Genomic DNA, 20,568 nt, shown 5'->3' on the forward strand with positions numbered 1-20,568 from the left:
GGCCGGGTCAGGACGGGGAGGAGGGCCGGGCCTCCCAGGCGAGCACCCGGTCGCGATAGGCGCGGGCCGCCGCGCGCAGCTCCGCCTCGGGGTCCACCCCGGCCTCCTGCGCCCGCCGTACCAGGTCGAACAGCTCGTGCCCGAGACCCTGGCCGATCCCCGCGGCCAGCGCGTCCGGGGCGCCCCCGCGCCCGGCGCGCCGCAGGAGCTGGGCCGCGAGCGACAGCGCCGGCTGGCCCAGCGGCACCCCGTCCAGCACGGACGGCTCCTCGTTCCGGGCGGCCCGCTCGGCGGCCTTGATGGCCTCCCAGTTGTCGTTGACCTCGTCGGCGCTGTCGGCGCGCACCGTGCCGAAGACGTGCGGATGCCGCCGCACCAGCTTGTCGACGATGCCGGCGGCCACGTCGTCCACGTCGAAGCCCTCGGCCACCCGCGCGTGGAACACCACCTGGAGCAGCAGGTCGCCCAGCTCCTCGCGCAGCGCCGCGTGGTCGCCCTGCTCGATGGTCTCCAGCACCTCGTACGCCTCCTCCAGGAGGTACGGCACCAGCGACTCGTGGGTCTGCTTGCGGTCCCAGGGGCACTCGGTCCGCAGCCGGTCCATCACCGCGACGAGGTCGAGCACCCGGGCGCCCGGCAGGTCGTACGAGCCGGGCACGACCTCGATCACCGGCGGCTCGTCCAGGGCGATCGCGGCGTGCCCGACCGCCCGCATGAAGTCCTCGTCGTCCTCGGCCAGCCACACCACGGTGTCCGCGACGGCCTCCCGGGCCAGCCGGGCGGCGTCGGGCTCGGCGACCGTCACCTCGATCCCGGCCTCGGCGAGGTACGGGAGCTGGGGGTGGGACGCGGAGGCCGCGAGCACGCGGCCGGAGCGCAGCGCCTGCCACGCCTGGTGGCTGAGCAGCCCCGGGGCGACCCGGGGCGAGCTGGTGACGACGATCAGCGGCACGGGTTAGCCCTGCTGCTGCGCGGCGTCCTGCGTCGCGGCCTTGCCGAAGCGGCCGGCGTCGGCGAACAGGCCGGGGCTCTGCTGCGAGCGCTGCGTGTTGAGCACCCCGTACCGCGGACTGTAAGTGATCTTGATGGCCGCGGCCTCCTTCTGCACCCGCTCGCTGCCGCGCTGCTGCGCCGCCTGGTCGGTGCCGCCGCCGTACTGGGCGAGCAGCTTCTGCAGGCCCACCGAGACGCGCATGAAGCGGCGGCCGTTGCTGGGCGCCATGCCCTGGGAGACCATGTACTGCTCGAAGCTGCCGCCCTGCTGGGTGGCGCCGGCGATCGCCTGGTCCACCTCGGCATCGGTGACGTTGACCTTGGCCTTCTCGACGAGCTGCTCGGCCTGCTCGATGTTGGCGAGCTGGTAGAGCACCACCTCGGTGGTGGAGCCGGGGATGCCGAGCGACTGGGCGCTGAGCCCGGTCTTGGCCAGCGCGGCGTCGTACTCCTTGACGTTGCGCTTGAGGTCGCCCGCCGAGATGCGCTCGTGCCCGACGACGGCCGCGGCGCCGGCCTCCAGGGGCGCGGAGCAGGCGGTCAGCGCGACGAGGCTCGCCCCTGCCGCGGCGGCGGCCACAGCCATTCGAATCGACTTCACTTACGTCCCTTTCCGACAAAAACCCGGCGCTAGCTTACCCGCATGGGCTCCAGGAACAGCGCCTCGACGAGATCACCACACCACTTGAGCAGCTCCAGGTCACGCAGCGGCTGCCCGCCCAGCGGCTTCGTCTTGGGCATGGGCACGAGCAGCGTCTCGGCCGCGTGCTTGTAGACGGCCTTCTTGTAGAGCCGGTCGAGCCGCACCTGCTGCGACTCGCGCAGGCTGACCGGGCCGAACTTGATGTTCTGCCCCTGCAGCGTGACGTCGGTGAGCCCGGCCTGGCGGGCCTTGAGCCGGAAGCGGGCGACCTCCAGCAGGTTGTCCACCTCGACGGGCGGCCGGCCGTAGCGGTCGGTGAGCTCCTCGCGCACCTCATGGATGTGGATCTCCGTGGCGATCGCGGCGATCCGCTTGTACGCCTCCAGCCTCAGCCGCTCGGAGGTGACGTAGTCGTGCGGGATGTGCGCGTTGATCGGCAGCTCGACCTTGACGTCGTGGACCTCCTCGCGGGCCTCGACGCCGGACAGCTTCGCCTTCTGCTCCTCGACCGCCTCGGCCATCAGGCGGACGTACAGGTCGAAGCCGACGCCCGCGATGAACCCGGACTGCTCGGCGCCCAGCACGTTGCCCGCGCCGCGGATCTCCAGGTCCTTCATCGCGACGTACATGCCGGCGCCCATCTCGGTGTGCTGGGCGATGGTCGCCAGGCGCTCGTGGGCGGTCTCGGTGAGCGGCTTCTCCGGCGGGTACAGGAAGTACGCGTAACCGCGCTCCCGGCCCCGGCCGACGCGGCCGCGGATCTGGTGGAGCTGCGACAGGCCGTAGTTGTCGGCCCGGTCGACGATCAGGGTGTTGGCGTTGGGCACGTCGAGCCCGGACTCCACGATCGTGGTGGAGACGAGCAGGTCGTACTCCCGCTCCCAGAAGCCCACCATGATCTTCTCGAGCTGGTGCTCGTTCATCTGCCCGTGGGCCACGGCGACGCGCGCCTCGGGCACCAGCTCGCGCAGCCGCGCGGCCACCTTGTTGATCGAGGACACGCGGTTGTGCACGAAGAAGATCTGGCCGTCGCGCATCAGCTCGCGCCGGATCGCCGCCGTGATCTGCTTCTCGTCGTACGGCCCGACGAAGGTGAGGATCGGGTGCCGCTCCTCCGGCGGCGTGAGGATGGTCGACATCTCGCGGATGCCGGTCAGGCCCATCTCCAGCGTGCGCGGGATCGGCGTGGCGGACATCGCCAGCACGTCGACCTGGGTGCGCAGGTGCTTCATGGCCTCCTTGTGCTCGACGCCGAAGCGCTGCTCCTCGTCGATGATGATGAGGCCGAGGTCCTTGAAGCGCACCTCCGGGCTGAACAGCCGGTGGGTGCCGATGACGACGTCCACGGCCCCCGAGCGGAGCCCTTCGAGCGTGCCCTTGACCTCGCCGTCGGTCTGGAAGCGGGAGACCGGCTTGATGCTCATGGGGAAGCCGGAGAAGCGCTCGGTGAACGTCGACAGGTGCTGCTGCACCAGCAGCGTGGTCGGCACGAGCACCGCCACCTGCTTGCCGTCCTGCACCGCCTTGAAGGCGGCGCGCACGGCGATCTCGGTCTTGCCGTAGCCGACGTCGCCGCAGATCAGCCGGTCCATCGGGACGCCGCGCTCCATGTCGCGCTTGACCTCGTCGATGGCTTCGAGCTGGTCGCCCGTCTCGGCGTAGGGGAAGGCGTCCTCCATCTCGCGCTGCCAGGGCGTGTCGGCGCCGAAGGCGTGGCCGGGCGAGGCCATGCGCGCGGAGTAGAGGCGGATCAGCTCGCCGGCGATCTCCTTGACGGCCTTCTTGGCCCGGGTCTTGGCCTTGGCCCAGTCGGCGCCGCCCATCCGGTTGAGGGTGGGCGCCTCGCCGCCGACGTAGCGGGTGACCTCGTCGAGCTGGTCGGTGGGCACGTACAGGCGGTCGCCCTTGGCGTACTCGATGACGAGGTACTCGCGGGTGGCGCCCTGGACGGTGCGCTGGACCATCTCGACGTAGCGGCCGACGCCGTGCTGCTCGTGGACGACGTGGTCGCCGACCTTGAGCTGGAGCGGGTCGACCATGTTGCGCCGCCGGGACGGCAGGCGCCGCATGTCCTTGGTGGACGCCTTCTGGCCCACCAGGTCGAGGTGGGTGAGCACGGCCAGGCCGGGCGTGACGAAGCCGTGCTCGATCAGCCCCGTGGTGACGTGCACGACCTTGGGCTCCGGCGGCTGGTCGAGGTGGGTCTCCAGCCTGGCCGGGACGTCCACGCCCTTGAGCATCTCGACCAGGCGCTCGGCCGGGCCGTGGCCCTCGCTGATGAGCACGACCGCCTTGTCCTCGGCGAGCCAGCCCTTCACGTCGGCCAGCGCCCGCGCGGTGTCGCCCCGGTACGCCTCGGAGTCGTGCGCGTCGAGCTCGACGCCCTCGCCGAACGGCGCCAGCGACCACCACGGCTGCCCGAGCACGTCGGCGCCCAGACGGATCTCCTCCAGCGTGCGGAACGCCGCCGCGCCGAGGTCGATCGGCGCCTCGCCGCCGGCCGCCGCGTTGATCCAGGACGCCTCCAGGAACTCCTGCGAGGTGTGCACGAGCTCCTCGGCGCGTCCCCTGATGCGCTCGGGGTCGCAGACGAACACCGCGGAACGCGCGGGCAGGTGGTCGATCAACAGGTCCATCTCGCCGGCCAGGACCGGCGCGAACGCCTCCATGCCCTCGACCGGGATGCCCTCGGCGAGCTGGTCGAGCACCTCGGCCAGCGCGGGGTACTGCCCGGCCAGCTCCCTGGCCCGCGCCCGCACCTCGCCGGTCAGCAGCAGCTCGCGGCAGGGCGGCGCGAACAGGCCGCCCTCGGCCGCCTCCAGCGAGCGCTGGTCGGCCACCTTGAACCAGCGGACCTCCTCGACCGTGTCGCCCCAGAACTCCAGCCGCAGCGGGTGCTCCTCGGTCGGCGGGAAGACGTCGAGCAGGCCGCCGCGCACGGCGACCTCGCCGCGCCGCTCCACCATGTCGACGCGGTGGTAGCCGTTGTCGACCAGCCGCGCCACGACGTCCTCGAGATCGGCGTCGTCGCCCGCCCGCAGCCGGATGGGCTCCAGGTCGCCGAGCCCCTTCATGATCGGCTGGAGCAGGGCGCGGACGGGGGCGACGACCACGCTGAGCGGCCCGGCCGCCGGGTCGTCCTTGATCGGGTGCGCCAGGCGCCTGAGCACCGCGAGCCGCTGGCCCACGGTGTCGCTGCGCGGCGAGAGCCGCTCGTGCGGCAGCGTCTCCCAGCCGGGGAAGACGGCGACGGCCGAGGGGTCGATGAGGCTGGTCAGCGCGGCGGCGAGGTCCTCGGCCTCGCGGCCGGTCGCGGTGATCGCGAGCACGGTGCGCTGGTCGTGGCCGGACAGCGCGGCCACGGCGAACGGGCGCAGCGCGGCAGGCGCGACCAGCGCGACGTCGCCGCCCTCGTCGAGGGCGGCGGCCAGCTCAGGGTCGGCGGCAACAAGGTTCAGCAGCCCGGTAAGACTCATCAGATACGCCCACAGCCCCACGACGGCAACACGACTACCCCCGGCCGGGTCTGGTCGCGGGGGTCTCAGCCATCAAGGGTACTTGGCGGCGCCGTCCCCCGGTGACCGCGTATCGGGCGCGGAAGGGGCGCGTCGGCCTCGGTGACCGCGTAGCCGGGCACGGACGGCCAGCGCACGGTCAGGACCTCCGACTCCTCCTCGGCCAGCCACGAGTGGTCCACCCCCGGCCCCCACACCACGTAGTCGCCGCGCCGCTCCAGCAGGACGCTGCGGCCGGGCAGCTCGACCCGGAACCGGCCGCTGATCAGGACGAGCAGCGCCGTGCGGCGCTCGCCGGTCACCCAGGCGGCCCGCTCATGACCGGCCGGGTGGACGCCCCACTTGATCTCGACGTCCTCGCTGTGGCGGGGGTCGCCGTACGGCTTGAAGTGCCCGAGCAGCCAGCCGGCGTCGGCCGCGCCGTCGGCTCCGGCGTTCCCCACGTACACGGATTCACCCATGTGGGGGCAGGCTAGCCCACCACCGCGCCGGGCGCGCCGCCACCTCTGTGCACGGAGGGTCATATAGTGATGACTGTGAGTAGCACGTCTGACTTGCGTCCGGTCGCCGCGCCGCGCGACCTCTTCGTCCAGCGCCTGCGCGAGCAGTGGGCCGAGCAGCTCGGCCGCCGCCTCGACGTGCTGGTCGCCGGCTGCCTGCACGACGAGCCGCGGACCCTCGGCCGGATCGAGACGCTCCTGACCGGCGTCGACGAGGACCTGCCGGCGGTCAGGGCCGCGACGGCGGCACGGGCCGACCTGTCCAGGTGCCTGCTGGGCGACCTGCGCTCGGCGCCGATCCGGCCGAGGTCGTTCGACGTCGTCCAGGTGTCGTTCCTGCTGGAGCGCATCCACCACGCCGAGCTGGTGCTCGACCGGCTGCTCCAGGCGCTGCGGCCGGGCGGGCTGGTCCTGCTGCGCATGCGCGACCGGTGCTCGGCGTACGGGCTGTGCGAGCGGCTGGCCCCGCGGTGGCTGCGCCGCCATCTGACAGGAGTCGACCTGCCGGCCGTGTACGAGCCGCTCACCTCGCGCGACGGCATCCACGCCTTCTGCCTGAGCCGCGGGCTCATGATCACCGATGACGAGACCGCGGCGAGCGCGCCGGCGCCGACCCCGCTCGGGCGCACCGCCGTGACGCTGGCCGACCGGCTGACCCGCGGCCGTTGCCCCGCGACGCACGACGAGATCACCATGGTCATCAGGAAGCCGCACAACCACTTCGCCCGTCTCATCTAGCGACACCCGCGCGACACCCGCTAGACTCCTTTCCTACCAATTCAATCGGAATAGTTGGGATGGCGAGACGTGGAGTGGACCCCCGAGGCGCGGGAGCTGGCCGACCTTGAGCTGCTGCTGTCCGGGGCGTTCGAGCCGCTGACGGGCTTCCTCGGCCACGACGACCTGCACGCGGTCCACGAGCGCGGCACCCTGGCCGACGGCACGCCCTGGCCGGTGCCCGTCACGCTCCACCTGCCCGAGGAGGCCGCCCCGGGCGGCGAGGTCACGCTGCTCGACCCGGAGGGCGTCCCGCTCGCCGTGCTCACCGTGACCGAGCGCGGCCACGACGGCCTGGCCGCCGGTCCGGTCCGCGGTCTCGGCGCGGCCGAGCACGGGCCGTTCGCCCGGCTGCGGCGCACGCCCGCGGAGGTCCGCGACCTGCTCGGCGACCGCCCCGCCCTCGCCGTCACGATGCGCGGGCCGCTCGACGACCTCGCTCTCACCGAGGTGACCGCCACCGCCAAGGAGCTCGACGCGGTCGTCGTGCTCATGCCCCTGTCGTACGGCGAGCCCGGCCCCGCCGTGGTCCGCGCCGCGCTGAAGGCCAAGGACCGGCTTCCCGAGGACACCCTGGTCGTGTCCGTGCCGCTCGCGCCGCGCGAGGAGGCCGAGCTGGACCTGGAGCTGCGCGAGCACGTCGCCACGGCCTACGGCGCGGCCGAGCACCTGGCCGGTCCCGAGCCGGTCAGCATCCCGGGGCCGCCGCACCGGCGCGGGCTCGTGGTGTTCTTCACCGGCCTGTCCGGCTCCGGCAAGTCCACGATCGCGCGCGGCCTGCGCGACGGGCTGCTGGAGCTGGGCAGCCGCACCGTCACCTATCTCGACGGCGACGTGGTGCGCGCCCTGCTGTCGAAGGGCCTGACGTTCTCCAAGGCCGACCGCGACCTCAACATCCGCCGCATCGGCTTCGTCGCCGCCGAGGCCGCCCGGCACGGCGGCCTGGCCATCTGCGCGCCCATCGCGCCCTACGCGGCCACCCGCGCGGAGGTGCGGGAGATGGTCGAGTCGGTGGGCGCCGACTTCCTCCTGGTCCACGTCGCCACCCCGCTGGAGGAGTGCGAGCGGCGTGACCGCAAGGGCCTGTACGCCAAGGCCCGCGCGGGGCTCATCCCCGAGTTCACCGGCGTCTCCGACCCCTACGAGGAGCCCGACGACGCCGACCTGGTCCTCGACACCACGCACATCTCGATCGAGGCGGCCGTCTCCCAGGTGCTGGGGGCGCTGCGGAGCGGAGGATGGGTCCGTTGATCGACCTTCCCCTGATCGCCGGTTCGTTTCTCGTCGCCGTCGTCGTCGGCCTGACCGGCATGGGCGGCGGCGCCCTCATGACCCCGATGATGATGCTGTTCTTCAACGTGCCGCCGCTCGCGGCGGTCTCCAGCGACCTGGTGGCCTCGGCGGCGATGAAGCCGGTCGGCAGCTTCGTCCACCTGCGGCGCGGCACGGTCAACCTGCGGCTGGTCGGCTGGCTGTGCGCGGGGTCGGTACCGGCGGCGTTCTGCGGGGTGTTCGTGGCGCGGGCGTTCGCGGTGGGCGACGGCGTGAAGTACGCGCTCGGCGTCGCGCTGCTGCTGGCCGTGGCGGGGCTGGCCGCGAAGACCCTGCTGGGCGGGCGGGGCGGCGCGGCGGAGGCGAACGAGATCGTCGTACGCCCCATCCCGACCCTACTGGTCGGTACGGTAGGTGGCCTGATCGTCGGCGTGTCGTCGGTCGGGTCCGGCTCGCTCATCATCGTGGCGCTCATCGCGCTCTACCCCATGCTCAAGGCCAACCAGCTCGTCGGCACCGACCTCGTGCAGGCCGTGCCCCTGGTCACCTCGGCCGCCCTCGGCCACCTGCTCTTCGGCGACTTCCAGCTCCACCTCACGGTGTCGCTGCTCATCGGCTCGATCCCCGGCGTCTACCTCGGCGCCCGGATCTCGTCCCGGGCGCCCGGCGGCCTCATCAGGGCCATGCTCGCGGTCGTGCTGCTCGCCTCCGCGCTCAAGCTGCTGAACGTCGGCAACACGCCCACCCTCTGGGCGCTGGCCGGGGCCGTCGCCGTCATCGCGGCCGGCCGGATGTGGCAGGTCAGGGCAGCGGCACGGACGTCGAGCGAAAGTGCGGATCTCGTGCGAGCGCGCTGAAGGCCCGGCCGGCCTCGGGCTCGGCGTCGAAGCGGGTGTCACCGCGCGGCGCCCGCGGCGAGTCGAAGTACACCAGCGCCTTGATCTGCGGGTAGCGTCGCACCTGGGTGTGCACGGACTCGAAGAAGGCCCGCTGGAACGCCCGGTCCTCGCCCCGCAGGAACGCCCCCCACTCGGCCACCATGACGGGCTTGCCGGGGAAGCGGAGCTGCGTCCACCGGTAGAAGCCCGGCCAGCGGGGGTAGTCGGGGCGGGTCTTGTTGACCAGGCCGTCGAAGTCGCGCACCCGGTCGTCGGCGTACGGGTCCATGGCGACCCAGTCGACCACGTCGTCCCCCGGGTACAGCTCCTCGAACCACGGCTTCGACGCCCAGTTCGGCGCCCCCATGTACGTCATGACCGTGACCGCGTTGCGCACCCCCTTCTCGCGCAGCCGCAGCACCACGTGCCGGTACATCGCCGCGTAGTCGGCCGCCTCCATGCCCGAGCCGGGGCCCGGGCGCACGTCGTCCTCGGGCTCGTGGTGGATCGTCAGGAAGAACCGGTCGGGGAACACGCGCCGGATGTGCGCCGCCAGGCGGTCGATCCGGCCGTCGACGGCGCCGTCGGCGATCTCGGCCCACGTACGGTCCACCGACGGCTTCCAGTTGACCAGCAGCAGCCGGGGATGGGCCGGGTCGCGGGCCACGGCGATCTCCCGGCGGGTCGGGAACAGCTCCTTGCCCCGGTGGTAGACGTGGACCACGTCGGCCCGGGCGCCCATGCGGGTCTCCGCGCGATGCAACGCCTTGTCGACGGGGGCGCCGGTGAAGATCTCGGGCGCCACGCCCCACCAGGCGCCGCAGGACGGGATGAGCTTGTCGGTCACCGCACAGGCGGGCGCCGCCGTGCCCGCAGGCATGGACGGGCCCCCTTTCACCCCGGCGGCCTCGTCTCTCCCGGCGGCTTCGTCTTTCCCGGCGGCGTGCGTGCCCGCGCCCGCCTGCGGGCCCACCGTCCCGCCGACGCCACCGCAACCTGTCGCGGCGGCGAGGGTCGCCACGACCAGGAGCGCCACGGTCGCGGCTGTGCGGGTGTGACCCGTTCCCGCGTTCAGCTTCGTTCTTCGCATTCCATGCCGCATTTCATGTGGATGGCGTGAATTGTCAGATGGCAGCACGACCGCCCGCCCCTCTCACCGGAAGACCCCCGACACGTCAAGAACTGAACCATGCCATGTGATTCTCGTGAACGTCAGCTGGTGAAGGTGTTCCCGCTGGTGACCCCAGGTGCAAGCCCGCCATTTCGTGCCGAAATTTCGGTTTATGGGTGGGCAAACCACTTCCCTTAGCGCAGAAAATCTCGCGTATTCGGCTTGGGTGATATCCGTCCCGCCTATAGTGGACACACCTTCCGTCCGTGACGCACCGTCGCCGCATGGCGACGGAACGCACACACCCCCAGGGAGCCTCATGAGCCTGCCGCCGGATCTCCCGGCCCGCCGGTCCGGCGCCGACCTGGGTGACCACCTGTCTCTGCTGAGCCGACGCCGGCTGATCTTCGCCGGGTTCGTGCTGGCCGGCGGCGCGGCCGGGCTGGGGCTCATGCGGCTGACGCCGCCCGCCTACACCGCCACCACACAGGTGCTGGTCGCCGCCGTGGGCGTGCAGGAGCAGGGCAACCAGGTGACCAACCGGCAGCGCGAGCCGCTCAACCTCGACACCGAGGCGCAGGTCGCCGCCTCCGCCGTCGTCGCCGCCCGGGCCGCCCGGCTGCTGAAGACCACCGCGCTGGAGCCGGTCGAGGTGGCCGTGCCGCCCAACTCCGCCGTGCTGTCGCTGTCCGTCACCGCCGCCACCCCGGACTCGGCGGCGGCCCGGTCGCGCGCCTACGCCGAGGCGTACCTCGCCAACCGCTCGGCCACCGCGCAGGCCGCGCTGGCGCTCCAGCAGAAGGCCATGCTCGCCAAGCTCAAGCAGGTCAACACCACGCTCGCCACCGTCACCAGGGAGTTGCAGACGCTCCGCAAGGGCACCGCCGAGCACATCCTGGCGACCCATCGGCAGAGCGTGCTCAACCGGCAGGCCTACAGCCTGACGCTGAAGTACGACGCGCTGAAGACGACGACCGTGACGCCCGGCTCGGTGATCAGCGACGCCGTGCCGCCCACGGACCCGGCGTCGCCCAGCCTGCCGCTGTTCCTGGGTACGGGCCTCATGCTGGGGCTCCTGCTGGGCGCGGGGGCCGCCATGCTCCGCGACCGCCTCGACACGCGGCTGCGCACCCCTGCCGACGTCGAGCGCCTGACGGGCCTCCCGGTCCTCGCCACCCTGCCCCTCGGCGACCACGACGACCGCGGTCAGGTCCTGAGGTCGGGCTCGGGCTCGGGCGACCCGAGTGTCGGCCGGGTAGGGGGCGCGGGGTTCGCGATCACGGGCGGAGAGGGAACGGGCTCTCCGGTCGCGGGCCTCTCGGTCGCAGGGGCGGAGGGCTCGGAATCTCCGCTCGCGGACGGGGGATGGCACAGGAGGACGCCTCATGGCGCGGGCGCGGAGGGCGCGCGACATGCGGGCACGTCCCCTGTCACGAACGCCGAGGTCGGACCCTTCACCGGACCGGCTCGTATCGCGAGCGGCGAGCACAGATCACTCACACACGAGCACCACCGCGCGAGGGGCGAGAGCGGAGAGGGCGGGCGGCGGGCGGGCGCGGCCCGTGGAGGCGACCGGCAGGGCGGGCGGCGCACGACCGCCTGGCGCGCCGGAGCGAAGCGCGCGCGCGGCGATCGGATGGGAGGCGGGCAGGCCGGTGCGGCGTTCGCCGACGCGTTGCACGAGCTGGCCAGTGCGGCGGTCGCGGCGTGCCCGGGCAAGCGGCTGCTGGTCCGCGCCGTGCCCGCCGGCCTCGCCACGACCACGGTGACGTCCTCCCTGTCGGCGGGCACGCTGCTGTCGGTCCTGGACGGGTCCGACACGGCCGACCTGGCCCGCGCCGACGCCGCGCTGCTGATGGTGGAGCTGGGCCGGGCGACGTCCACGGAGGTGCTGGCCGCCGCACGCCACCTGGGCAGGCACCGGGTGCCCGTCATCGGCGTGGTGACGACGTACGGCGAGCCCGCGTCCCCGTCTCCCGCGCCGCCGTCCTCGCAGACCGGGCTCGGAAAGCTGGTGGCCGGTTCCAGGCGCGACCCCGCGGCGCTCACCGACGGCGGCCCCCCGACCGATCCCAACGCGACGCTCCTCCGGAACCCCACGACCGCTGCCTCCGGCCTCACCGGCTCCCGAGGTTCCGGAACGACCGCCCCCATCCCGACCGGCTTCGGCCACCCCGGCTCGACGGGACCAGGGACACCCGGTCCCACGCGGGCCGGAGCTCGATGGCCCCGCCCTCCCGGCACCCCCTCGTGAGAGGACCCGCGTGGCCCGTCGGCGCGCTGCTCCTCGGCTACCCCGTGTGGTGGGCGCTCGGGTTCGGCGGGCTGGCGGTGGTCGTGCTGGCCGTGCCGATGGCGGTCATCCTGTGGCGGCGCAGGCCGGTCCGGGTGCCACGCGGGTTCGGGCTGTGGCTGCTGCTGCTCGCCGGCTACGGCCTGAGCGCGCTCATGCTGTCGGAGTCGCCCCCCGGCACCTACGGCGAGCTGGGCGCGGGCCGGATCGTCGGCTACGCGATGCGGCTGGCCCTCTACGTCTCCCTGCTGATCCTCGTGCTGTACCTGGGCAACCTGACCGATCAGGAGTTGCCGCAGCTCACGCTGGTGCGGATGCTCGGCGTGCTGTTCGTGGCGACCGTGGCGGGCGGGCTGCTCGGCGTGCTCGCCCCCGGCTTCTCCTTCACCTCGCCCGTGGAGCTGCTGCTGCCCGACTGGATCGGCGGCAACCCGTTCGTCCAGAACCTCGTCCACCCCACCGCCGCCCAGACCCAGAAGGTCCTCGGCTACGCCTCCCCGCGCCCGGAGGCGCCGTTCGAGTGGGCCAACGCCTGGGGCAGCAACGTGTCGGTGCTGCTGGTCTGGTTCGTGGTCGGCTGGTGGGTGCACGGCGGGCGGGCGCGCAGGGCGGCGGCCGTGGCGCTGGCGGCGCTGGCGGCGGTCCCCGTCGTGTACTCGCTCAACCGCGGCCTGTGGATCGGGCTCGGCCTGAGCGCCCTGTACGTGGTCCTGCGGGTGGGCGGCCGGGCCCGCCTGGCGCTGTGCGGGGCGGCGGTGGCCGGGGCGCTGGTGTTCGCGCTGAGCCCGCTGGCGGCGCTGGTCGGACAGCGGCTGGACAACCCCCACTCCAACGACATCCGGGCCTTCACGGTGACGGCGACGATCAGGGCCGCCGCCCACTCCCCCGTGATCGGCTACGGCAACACCCGCAACGCCCTGGGCAACCACCGCACGATCACCACCGGCAAGACCGCCTGGTGCTCCGGCTGCGGCCATCCGCCGCTGGGCAGCGACGGCCAGCTCTGGCTGCTCGTCATCACGCAGGGGTTCACCGGGGCGGCCCTGTACGTCGCGTTCTTCGTCGGCGCGATCCGCCGCCACTGGTCCGACCGCAGCCCCGTCGGGCTGGCCGGCGTGCTGGTGATGGCCCTCGTGCTGCTCTACATGCTCGTCTACGACGGCCTGGTCACCCCCCTCATCCTCTATCTCATCTCCTTCGCCCTGCTGTGGAGGAACAGCTCGTGAACGACGCCAAGATCCGCCTGGGCTACCTCGACGACACGGTCCGACTGCTCTATCCCGGCCCGGGCTCGCCCCGGGCCCACAGCCTGCTGCCGCATCCGCTGCTGCCGCGCCGGCTGGCGCCGCGCCGCTGGTGGCATGTCGGCCGCCGGTTCGTGGTGCCGATCGAGGGGTCCATCTCGGCCCATCTGGGCGAGCTGTTCGGCGTCCCCGTCGAGACCGTCCTGCACGTTCGGCCCGCCCGGCGGGCCAACCGCAAGCCGGTCCTGGAGGTCCGCTCCGGCCGGGAGCTGCTCGCGTACGTGAAGGTCGGCGACACCGAGCGGACCGCCGCGCTGGTCGCCAACGAGGCCGCGGCGCTGCGGAAGCTCGCCGCCCTGACGCTCAAGACCGTGATCGCGCCGGCCGTGCTGCACCACGGCCGCTGGCGCAGCCTGGAGCTCCTCGCCGTCTCGCCCCTGCCCGTGCGCCGGAGCCGGACGCCGCGTCCCGGCCGGTCCAGGGTGCCCGCCGAGCTGCTGACGGCCGCCGTGCGTGAGATCGCCGGCACCGGAGAGCCCGGCAGGGCCGCCTGGCACGGTGACCTCGCCCCGTGGAACATCGCGCCGTCCTCCGACGGGCGGCTCCTGGTCTGGGACTGGGAGCGGTACGAAGTGGGCGTGCCCTACGGGTTCGACGCGGTGCACCACTTCTTCCAGCGGGCGCTGCGCCGGATGGACCCGGCGACGGCCGCGCGGGCGTGCCTGGCCCAGGCCGTACGGCTGCTGGCGCCGCTCGGCGTGTCAGGCGCGCAGGCGCGGCGGACGGCGCTGCTGTACCTCATCAAGCTGGCCGACCGGCACGCCGCCGACGGCCACAGTCCGCTGGGCCCGCCGGACGTGTGGCTCAGCCCCCTCGTCGACCACCAGGAGCTGCTGCCGTGAATGCCGGGAAGCACGCGGTGCTGTCCATGTCGCGCACCGCCGGCAGGCTGACGTCCGGGGCGCGGCTGCTGCCGTCGTTCCTGATCACGGGTGCGCAGCGGTGCGGCACCACGTCGCTCTACCGGGCGCTGGCCCAGCACCCGGCGCTGTTCAAGCCGGTGCTGCACAAGGGCGTCCACTACTTCGACGTCGGCTACGGGCGCGGGCTGTCCTGGTATCGGGCGCACTTCCCGCTGCGGGCCGCCGCGTCGCTGCCGGCGAGCCGCCACGGCGCCCGGCCGCAGGCGTTCGAGTCGTCGCCGTACTACCTGTTCCACCCGCTGGCCGGTGAGCGCATCGCCGCCGACCTGCCCGGCGTGAAGCTGCTGGTCCTGGTGCGCGACCCGGTCGAGCGGGCCTGCTCGGCGCACGCGCACGAGCTGGCGCGGGGGTTCGAGACGGAGTCGCACTTCGAGTACGCGGTGGAGCTGGAGGCCGCGCGGCTGGACGGGGCCGAGGAGAGCCTGCGGGCGCGCCCGTACTCCCTGCACCACTCCCACCGCCACCACGCCTACCTGGCCCGAGGCCGCTACTCCGAGCAGCTCGACCGGCTGGAGCCGCTGTTCGGGCGCGAGCGCATCCTGGTGCTCGACAGCCACGCGTTCTTCGCCGAGCCGGAGGGCGTCTACGACCGGGTCCTGGAGTTCCTGGGGGTGCCGCACCTGGGCCACCCGGTCTTCGAGCGGCACAACGGCCGGTCGCGGCCCAAGTCGCTGCCCGAGTCGGTGCGGCGGCGGCTGAGCGACCACTTCGAGGCGTACGACACACGGCTCGTGCGCTGGCTCGGAGGTGAGCCGTCGTGGCGTCGCTGACGCAGGCCGTGCTCCGGCGCCCGCTCCTCGGCGCGGCGTCGCTGACCCAGGCCGTGCTCCGGCGCCCGCTCCTCGGCGCGGCGTCGCCCCTGGGACAGGTCGCGCGGGCGGGCGCCGCCGGGCTCGCCGGGGCCGCCGCCGGCGCGCTGGCCCAGTTCCTCCTCGTGGTGGTCATCACCAGGGCGTTCACCGCCGAGCAGGCCGGGGCGTTCTTCACCACGACCGCGCTCGCGCTCATGGCCGCCGGGGTGGCCAAGCTGGACGCGGGCAACGGGCTGGTGTTCTTCATCGCCCGGGCCGCCACCTACGACTACCGCGGCATTTCCGGATATATCCGGGCGGCGTTGGTGCCGTGCGCGGTGGTCTCCGTGGCCGCCGCCGCGCTGCTGCTCCCCCGGCTGGGGTTCCTGTCCTTGGCGCTCCCGGTCATCGTCGTGGCCGACGTGCTGCTGGCCGCCACCCGCGGGTTCGGCGCGATGCGGCCCACCGTGCTGCTCGACGGGCTGCTGCTGCCGGTGGCCCAGCTCGCCCTGGTGACCGCCGCCGCCCTCGCCGCGGCCCCCGCGTGGCTGCCGTTCGCCTGGGCGCTGCCGTACCTGCCGGTGCTCTTCCTCGCCGCGTACGGGCTGCGAGGGCGGACACCGCGCACCCCCTACCTGCCCGGCACGGCCCACGACCTGTGGCGGCACACGGCCCCCCGGTCGGTGGCCGGGGCGGTCCAGGCGGTGTTCCAACGGCTCGACATCGTGGTCGTCGCCCTGCTCGGCGGTCCCGCCCAGGCGGCCGTCTACACGGCGGCCACCCGGTTCAAGGTCGTCGGCCAGCTCGCCGGCCAGGGCATGACGCAGGCCGTACAGGCTCGGCTCGTACGGGCGCTGGCCGACGGCGAGCACGCGCGCGCCCGGGAGCTCTACCAGGTGACCACGGCGTGGCTGGTGCTGGTGACGTGGCCCGTCTGGCTCGGCTACGCCGCGCTCGCGCCGTGGGCGCTCGGCCTGTTCGGGCCCGGGTACCCGGCGGCGGTCCCCGTGGCGCTGGTGCTGGCCGCCACGATGATGGTGGCGACGGCCTGCGGCCTGGTGGACGTGGTCCTGACCGCCGCCGGGCACACCGCGGCCAGCCTGGCCAACCTCGTCGCCGCCACGGCCGTGACGATCGCGCTCGACGTGGCGCTGATCCCCGGCCACGGAGCGCTGGGCGCCGCGCTCGGCTGGTCGGGCGGCACGCTGGTGAAGAACCTCCTGCCGCTGTGGCGGCTGCACCGCCGCTACGGCCTGCGTCCGTTCGGCCGCCACACGCTGACCGCCTTCCGCGTCCGTTCCTGGGCCGCCGGATGACGGCCGGTCCGCCCGTTCTCGTCACGGGTCTGCCGAGGAGCGGCACGAGCTGGACCGGCAGGATGCTCACGGCCGGTCGTGAGGCCGTCTACGTCAACGAGCCGCTCAATCCCCAGCGCCCGCCCGGCCGCTCCCCCGGCGTCCTGCGGGCGAGCGTGACGCACCGGTTCCAGTACATCTGCGAGGACAACACCGGCGACTGGCTGCCCGCCTTCCGCGACACGGTCGCCCTGCGCTACCGGTTCGGCGCCGAGCTGCGCGCCAACCGCTCGCCGTCCGACCTGGCGCGGATGCTCAAGTACGGCACGTCGTTCACGCTGGGCCGCATGGCGGGGCGGCGGGCGCTGCTCGACGACCCGTTCGCGGTGCTGTCGGCCGGCTGGTTCGCCCACCGGCTCGGCTGCACGGTGATCGCGCTCGAACGCGACCCGGTCTCCTTCGTGGCGAGCTGGCAGCGGCTCGGCTGGACGATCTCCTTCCACGAGCTCCTCGACCAGCCGCTACTGGTCCGCGACCATCCGGAGCTGCTGGAGCTGCGTCCGCTGGCCGGCTCCACCGACCGGGTCGCCACGGCGGCGGCGCTGTGGCGGGTGACGCACCGGATCCTGGCCCGCACGCCGGGGATCCTCGTCGTGGCGTACGAGTGGCTGGCGGCCGATCCGGTGGCCGGGTTCCGGCACCTGTACGGGCACGCGGGGCTGACCTGGTCGCGGGCCGTGGAGCGCAAGGTGCTCAGGGCGTGCACGGGCGGCGCGGGCGAGGGGCGTGGGGGGTTCGCCTGGTCGGGGCTGTCGCGGACGGCGTACCGGCGGATGGACTCCCGTCAGGCTCTGACCAGGGCCGCCCGAGGACTGACGCCCGAGGACGTCACCCGCGTCCGCGCCCTCACCATCGCCCCTTGACCCGCGGTGACGACAGGGCGGGGTGGCGGGTCAGGAGGCTGGTGGCCAGGAGGCGGGCGGCGAAGGGCAGGTCGTCCACGAGGTAGCGGCGCGCCAGCCGTCCCGGCTCCGTCACCAGGCGGAACGCCCACTCCAGCCCGGCCCGCCGCATCCACCGGGGCGCCCTCGGCACCGTACCGGCGGCGAAGGCGAGGGCCGCCCCGCAGCCCACGAACCAGGCGTCCGGAAGCCGCTCGCGCAACACGGCCACGAGCCGGTCCTGGCGCGGGAACCCGAGCCCCACGAACACGATCCTGGGCCGGGCCGCCACCACCCGGCGCAGCACCCGCGCCGTCCCGGCGGCGGTCCGGTCGAAGGCGTACGGCGGGGACTCCACCCCGCACACCCTCAGCGCGGGAAGGCGGCGGACGAGAGCCCGGGCCGCCGACACGGCCACCCCGGGCGGCCCTCCGAGCAGGTACACCGGCCACCCGCGCTCGGCCGCCGGGCCGCTCAGCGACCAGATCAGGTCGGCCCCGGTGACGCGCTCGGGCAGCGGCACACCGAGCAGGCGCGACGCCCACACCAGCGGCATCCCGTCGGCCACGACCAGGTCGGCGGTGTTGACCAGCTCCCTCAGGGCGGGGTCGGCGGCGGCGGCGCGGCAGATGTCGACGTTGGGGGTGACGATGCGTCCGCCGCGACCGGCGGCCAACCCGGCCACCACGCGCGCCACCACCTGCGCCTCGCTCAACGCGTCCACGGTCACCCCGCCGACGAGCACGCGCCGGGGCGCCCGAAGCTCATGACCGCCGTCTCTCACTGGCGCCTCCTTCGCCCTGCTGCCCTTTCTCAGCGGAAGCGCCTCCCCTGGCGGAATCCCGCCCTGTCGGCGCCGATTGCTCTCCCGCATCGCCGCCTCGTCTCGACGGGAACGCCTCCGCCCCGCCACCCCCGGCCTTTCTCAGCGCCGCACCCGCACCGCCACCCACGACCTGCCTCGCCGCCTCCTCCACACCGCCACCCACGACCTGCCTCGCCGCCTCCTCCACATCGCCACCCACGACCTGCCTTGGCGTCTCCTCCGCGCGGCCAGCCCCCGCCGGCGCGTCTCCTGCGTGGCTCACGAGCCGCGCCGATCGAGGCCGATCCGCCGGGGCGCGTACTTCGCTCGGCGAGACAGGGCCGACCGAACCGAGAGCGCCGCCCCAGGCGAGTCAGGGCCGGACCGAACCGCCCGCGCCTCGCCCCGCGAGACGGCATCGGGCCGGGTCAAATGCCGTGTCCCCGGTCGTGGAGCAGCGACAGCACCCTGGCCGCCGGGATGAGCCCGGCCGCCACCGCGAGCGCGATGGGCGCGCGCGGCTCCGAGCGCCGGGCGGCGAACGCGCGCAGCGCCCAGCGTCCCGCCTCGCGCCGGTGGCCCAGCGCGGCGTGGTGAAAGGCGAGCTGGCCGTAGACGCGGGCGGCGCCGCGCGGGTCGTCGGACAGACCGGCGTGCCGGGCCAGCATCCACTCCAGCCCGGCGATGCGCTCGCCCCACCGCGCCACGTAGTGGGACGAGCCCCAGCGGACGCGTACGAGGGGACGGTCGACGTTCGCGAGCGGATGGCGGCGGGCGGCGCGCAGGGCGAGGTCCCAGTCCTCGTTCTGACCGCAGGGGGCGCTCTCGTCCACCCACAGCGTGCCCCGCCGGAACAGGAACGTCGAGGAGTGCACCATCACCATGCGCGAGCGCAGCAGGTCGGCCTCGGTCACGGTGGTGGCGCCGGCCAGCCGCGGCACCCGCCGTCCGCCGTGTTCGACCTCGATTCCGCAGCTCGCGAACTCGGCGCCGGTCTCGGCCAGCGCGGTGATCTGGGCGGCGAGCTTGCCGGGCAGCCACTGGTCGTCGTCGTCGCAGAACGCGATGAGGTCGGTGTGGGAGGCGGCGATCCCGGTGTTGCGCGCGCCGGGGAGGCCGGGGGTGAGGCAGTTGGGCAGCACCCGGACGTCGCGGCCGGCGCTCGTCGGAACGCCGGCGAGCCGGCCGGCCACCGTCTCGTGCGATGTGCCGTCGGCCACCACGACCACGGAGATCCTGCCCGGGTGCTCCTGCGCGAGCGCCGCGCGTACGGCGACGCCGAGGTGGGCGGGCCGGTCTCCGCGGGTGGGGATCACCACGCCGACCGACGGCGCCGCCTCTCCGGCGGGCCCGGTCATGCCGCCACCCCGTGGCGGCCGTACCGGAACGGCGGCCGCCGCGTCATGCCGTCACCCCGTGGTAGCCGTACCGGGATCGCAGTGGCCAGGTGAGGGCGGCGACCAGGCCGCGATGGGCGCCGGAGCGCCACGACTCGTCGAGCGCCAGCCCGACCGGCCCCACCGCGAACCTCATGGGGTTGCCCGACACCGTGTGGGCCGTGGTGATGTGCGCCGTCGAGCCGGTGACGAACGGGAACTCGGCGCGCAGCCCGAGCCGGTGCGCGAGATCGGTCAGCGTGGCCTCCGGCGCGGCGATGAGGTCCTCGTACCGCAGCCGGGTGACCTGGACGTCCGCTCCGCCGCGCCGATCGCGGCGGGCGAGGAGGTCGAGCGCGACGTTCTGGGCGCTCCAGTGGAGCGCGGTGCGGGCGGGGCCCCAGCGGGTCATCGGCCGCCCGTTCTCGGGCCGGCGTACGGCCTTGCGCCAGGAGTGGGCGACGGCCCGCGGGTCGCGCACCACGTGGACGACGTGGATGCTCGCCCCGCCCTCGGCCAGGCAGTGGGCCAGGGAGGCGTGCTTGCTGGAGTCGATGACGACGGAGGCGCCCGCGACCCGTGCGGCGGCGTCGTGGACGCTGCGGTAGGCGCGGACGTACTCGTCGAGGTCGGGGTGGCGGATGCGCAGGACGCGGCGGGTGCGGTCGACCCGGCGGCGCAGGGCGAGGACCCGCTCGGCCAGCGGCCGGGTCCATCCGCCGAAGGCGTGCTCGCCGACGGCCGTCCAGAACGGGCACGCGCCGAACGGCCGGCCGCAGCCGCACGGCTCACCGGCCAGGACGCCGCGGGCCCAGAGGTGTACGACCTCACCGAGGGGCGCCACGCCGGGCAGCTCCCCCAGCAGCCTCTCCAGCAGCGTGGTGCCGCTACGGCCGAGGCCGCCCAGGAAGACCACCCGGGTGGCTGTCGAAGGGTGAGTCACGGGGGATGGGCTTTCCTGTGCTAGTCGTTACACGGAACGTGACGAGACTAGCGCGGTGCGTAATGGGATCGTCAGTGAAACCCCAAAAGATCTAACCGAAAAGCCGCCCGGCCCCACCCCGGAGGGGACGGAGGCCGGGCTGCGACGCGGGCTGACGTCTTGGAGAGGACGGGGACCAGTAGCGACGCGGCCCGCCACCCGAGAGACG

General features: G+C 73.9%; 17 protein-coding genes. 9 read left to right on the forward strand and 8 right to left on the reverse strand.

The annotated features are described in order from the left end of the window. Positions 1–7 precede the first annotated feature (7 nt). The 4 genes from HTZ77_RS28705 to HTZ77_RS28720 form a co-directional block, all read right to left on the reverse strand. A complete protein-coding gene (locus tag HTZ77_RS28705) occupies positions 8–952 on the reverse strand; it encodes a MazG family protein (protein WP_175592815.1) in 945 nt (314 codons plus the stop codon). Between the two features lie 3 nt (positions 953–955). After that, complete coding sequence (locus HTZ77_RS28710; RefSeq protein ID WP_175592816.1) at positions 956–1,594, reverse strand: SurA N-terminal domain-containing protein; 639 nt, start codon at positions 1,592–1,594, stop codon at positions 956–958. A 29-nt stretch (positions 1,595–1,623) separates the two neighbouring features. Further along, a complete protein-coding gene (mfd, locus tag HTZ77_RS28715) occupies positions 1,624–5,112 on the reverse strand; it encodes a transcription-repair coupling factor (protein WP_175592817.1) in 3,489 nt (1,162 codons plus the stop codon). Positions 5,113–5,177: 65 nt separating this feature from the next. Further along, complete coding sequence (locus HTZ77_RS28720) at positions 5,178–5,612, reverse strand: signal peptidase I (RefSeq protein ID WP_175592818.1); 435 nt, start codon at positions 5,610–5,612, stop codon at positions 5,178–5,180. Between the two features lie 75 nt (positions 5,613–5,687). On the opposite strand from HTZ77_RS28720, the gene HTZ77_RS28725 reads away from it, so the two are divergent. From HTZ77_RS28725 to HTZ77_RS28735, 3 genes are read left to right on the forward strand one after another with little or no spacing between them, the layout of a single operon-like run. After that, a complete protein-coding gene (locus HTZ77_RS28725; protein ID WP_328808822.1) occupies positions 5,688–6,389 on the forward strand; it encodes a class I SAM-dependent methyltransferase in 702 nt (233 codons plus the stop codon). 54 nt (positions 6,390–6,443) lie between these two features. Then, positions 6,444–7,679: an adenylyl-sulfate kinase gene (cysC, locus tag HTZ77_RS28730; RefSeq protein ID WP_205303720.1), complete on the forward strand. Its 1,236-nt coding sequence runs from the start codon at positions 6,444–6,446 to the stop codon at positions 7,677–7,679. Beyond that, complete coding sequence (locus HTZ77_RS28735) at positions 7,676–8,557, forward strand: sulfite exporter TauE/SafE family protein (protein WP_235995274.1); 882 nt, start codon at positions 7,676–7,678, stop codon at positions 8,555–8,557. The genes cysC and HTZ77_RS28735 overlap by 4 nt, the downstream gene beginning before the upstream one ends. Here the strand turns inward: HTZ77_RS28735 and HTZ77_RS28740 are convergent. Beyond that, entirely contained in the window at positions 8,502–9,458 is a 957-nt protein-coding gene (locus HTZ77_RS28740) for a glycoside hydrolase family 26 protein (protein ID WP_235995275.1), read from the reverse strand. The genes HTZ77_RS28735 and HTZ77_RS28740 overlap by 56 nt on opposite strands. A 550-nt stretch (positions 9,459–10,008) precedes the next feature. Between HTZ77_RS28740 and HTZ77_RS28745 the strand changes: the two genes are divergently transcribed. From HTZ77_RS28745 to HTZ77_RS28770, 6 genes are read left to right on the forward strand one after another with little or no spacing between them, the layout of a single operon-like run. Beyond that, positions 10,009–11,943, forward strand: a complete 1,935-nt coding sequence (locus HTZ77_RS28745; RefSeq protein WP_175592822.1) for a Wzz/FepE/Etk N-terminal domain-containing protein — start codon at positions 10,009–10,011, stop codon at positions 11,941–11,943. Next, positions 11,940–13,208 carry a hypothetical protein gene (locus tag HTZ77_RS28750; RefSeq protein WP_175592823.1) on the forward strand — a complete coding sequence of 423 codons (1,269 nt, stop codon included), beginning with the start codon at positions 11,940–11,942 and terminating at the stop codon, positions 13,206–13,208. The genes HTZ77_RS28745 and HTZ77_RS28750 overlap by 4 nt, the downstream gene beginning before the upstream one ends. Next, entirely contained in the window at positions 13,205–14,128 is a 924-nt protein-coding gene (locus tag HTZ77_RS28755; protein WP_175592824.1) for a hypothetical protein, read from the forward strand. Before HTZ77_RS28750 ends, HTZ77_RS28755 begins: the two co-directional genes overlap by 4 nt. Before the next feature lie 26 nt (positions 14,129–14,154). Further along, a complete protein-coding gene (locus HTZ77_RS28760) occupies positions 14,155–14,979 on the forward strand; it encodes a sulfotransferase family protein (RefSeq protein ID WP_175593015.1) in 825 nt (274 codons plus the stop codon). Next, on the forward strand, positions 14,967–16,316 hold the full coding sequence (locus tag HTZ77_RS28765) for a lipopolysaccharide biosynthesis protein (protein WP_328808824.1): 1,350 nt from the start codon (positions 14,967–14,969) through the stop codon (positions 16,314–16,316). The genes HTZ77_RS28760 and HTZ77_RS28765 overlap by 13 nt, the downstream gene beginning before the upstream one ends. Beyond that, the gene (locus tag HTZ77_RS28770; protein ID WP_175592825.1) at positions 16,313–17,218 is read left to right on the forward strand and encodes a sulfotransferase; all 906 of its coding nucleotides are present in this window, start codon (positions 16,313–16,315) and stop codon (positions 17,216–17,218) included. The genes HTZ77_RS28765 and HTZ77_RS28770 overlap by 4 nt, the downstream gene beginning before the upstream one ends. Here HTZ77_RS28770 and HTZ77_RS28775 read toward each other — a convergent pair. The 3 genes from HTZ77_RS28775 to HTZ77_RS28785 all read right to left on the reverse strand — a co-directional run bounded on the left by HTZ77_RS28775 (position 17,202) and on the right by HTZ77_RS28785 (position 20,360). Further along, complete coding sequence (locus HTZ77_RS28775) at positions 17,202–18,020, reverse strand: WecB/TagA/CpsF family glycosyltransferase (protein WP_328808825.1); 819 nt, start codon at positions 18,018–18,020, stop codon at positions 17,202–17,204. The two genes, HTZ77_RS28770 and HTZ77_RS28775, sit on opposite strands and share 17 nt — an antisense overlap. Before the next feature lie 449 nt (positions 18,021–18,469). After that, positions 18,470–19,399 (reverse strand): glycosyltransferase family 2 protein, encoded by a 930-nt coding sequence (locus HTZ77_RS28780; RefSeq protein ID WP_175592827.1) that lies wholly within the window; start codon positions 19,397–19,399, stop codon positions 18,470–18,472. A 43-nt stretch (positions 19,400–19,442) separates the two neighbouring features. Next, positions 19,443–20,360: a sulfotransferase family protein gene (locus HTZ77_RS28785; protein ID WP_175592828.1), complete on the reverse strand. Its 918-nt coding sequence runs from the start codon at positions 20,358–20,360 to the stop codon at positions 19,443–19,445. Positions 20,361–20,568 lie beyond the last annotated feature (208 nt).

Origin of the sequence: Nonomuraea montanisoli, from assembly GCF_013363975.1 — a bacterium.
In the GTDB taxonomy this organism is placed as follows: domain Bacteria; phylum Actinomycetota; class Actinomycetes; order Streptosporangiales; family Streptosporangiaceae; genus Nonomuraea; species Nonomuraea montanisoli.

Bases quoted from the DNA above. Each gene is read 5' to 3' on its own strand.
- HTZ77_RS28740 (WP_235995275.1), bottom strand. From the start codon at position 9,458: ATGCCTGCGGGCACGGCGGCGCCCGCCTGTGCGGTGACCGACAAGCTC.
- mfd (WP_175592817.1), bottom strand. From the start codon at position 5,112: ATGAGTCTTACCGGGCTGCTGAACCTTGTTGCCGCCGACCCTGAGCTG.
- HTZ77_RS28745 (WP_175592822.1), top strand. From the start codon at position 10,009: ATGAGCCTGCCGCCGGATCTCCCGGCCCGCCGGTCCGGCGCCGACCTG.
- HTZ77_RS28720 (WP_175592818.1), bottom strand. From the start codon at position 5,612: ATGGGTGAATCCGTGTACGTGGGGAACGCCGGAGCCGACGGCGCGGCC.
- HTZ77_RS28770 (WP_175592825.1), top strand. From the start codon at position 16,313: ATGACGGCCGGTCCGCCCGTTCTCGTCACGGGTCTGCCGAGGAGCGGC.
- HTZ77_RS28780 (WP_175592827.1), bottom strand. From the start codon at position 19,399: ATGACCGGGCCCGCCGGAGAGGCGGCGCCGTCGGTCGGCGTGGTGATC.
- HTZ77_RS28760 (WP_175593015.1), top strand. From the start codon at position 14,155: ATGTCGCGCACCGCCGGCAGGCTGACGTCCGGGGCGCGGCTGCTGCCG.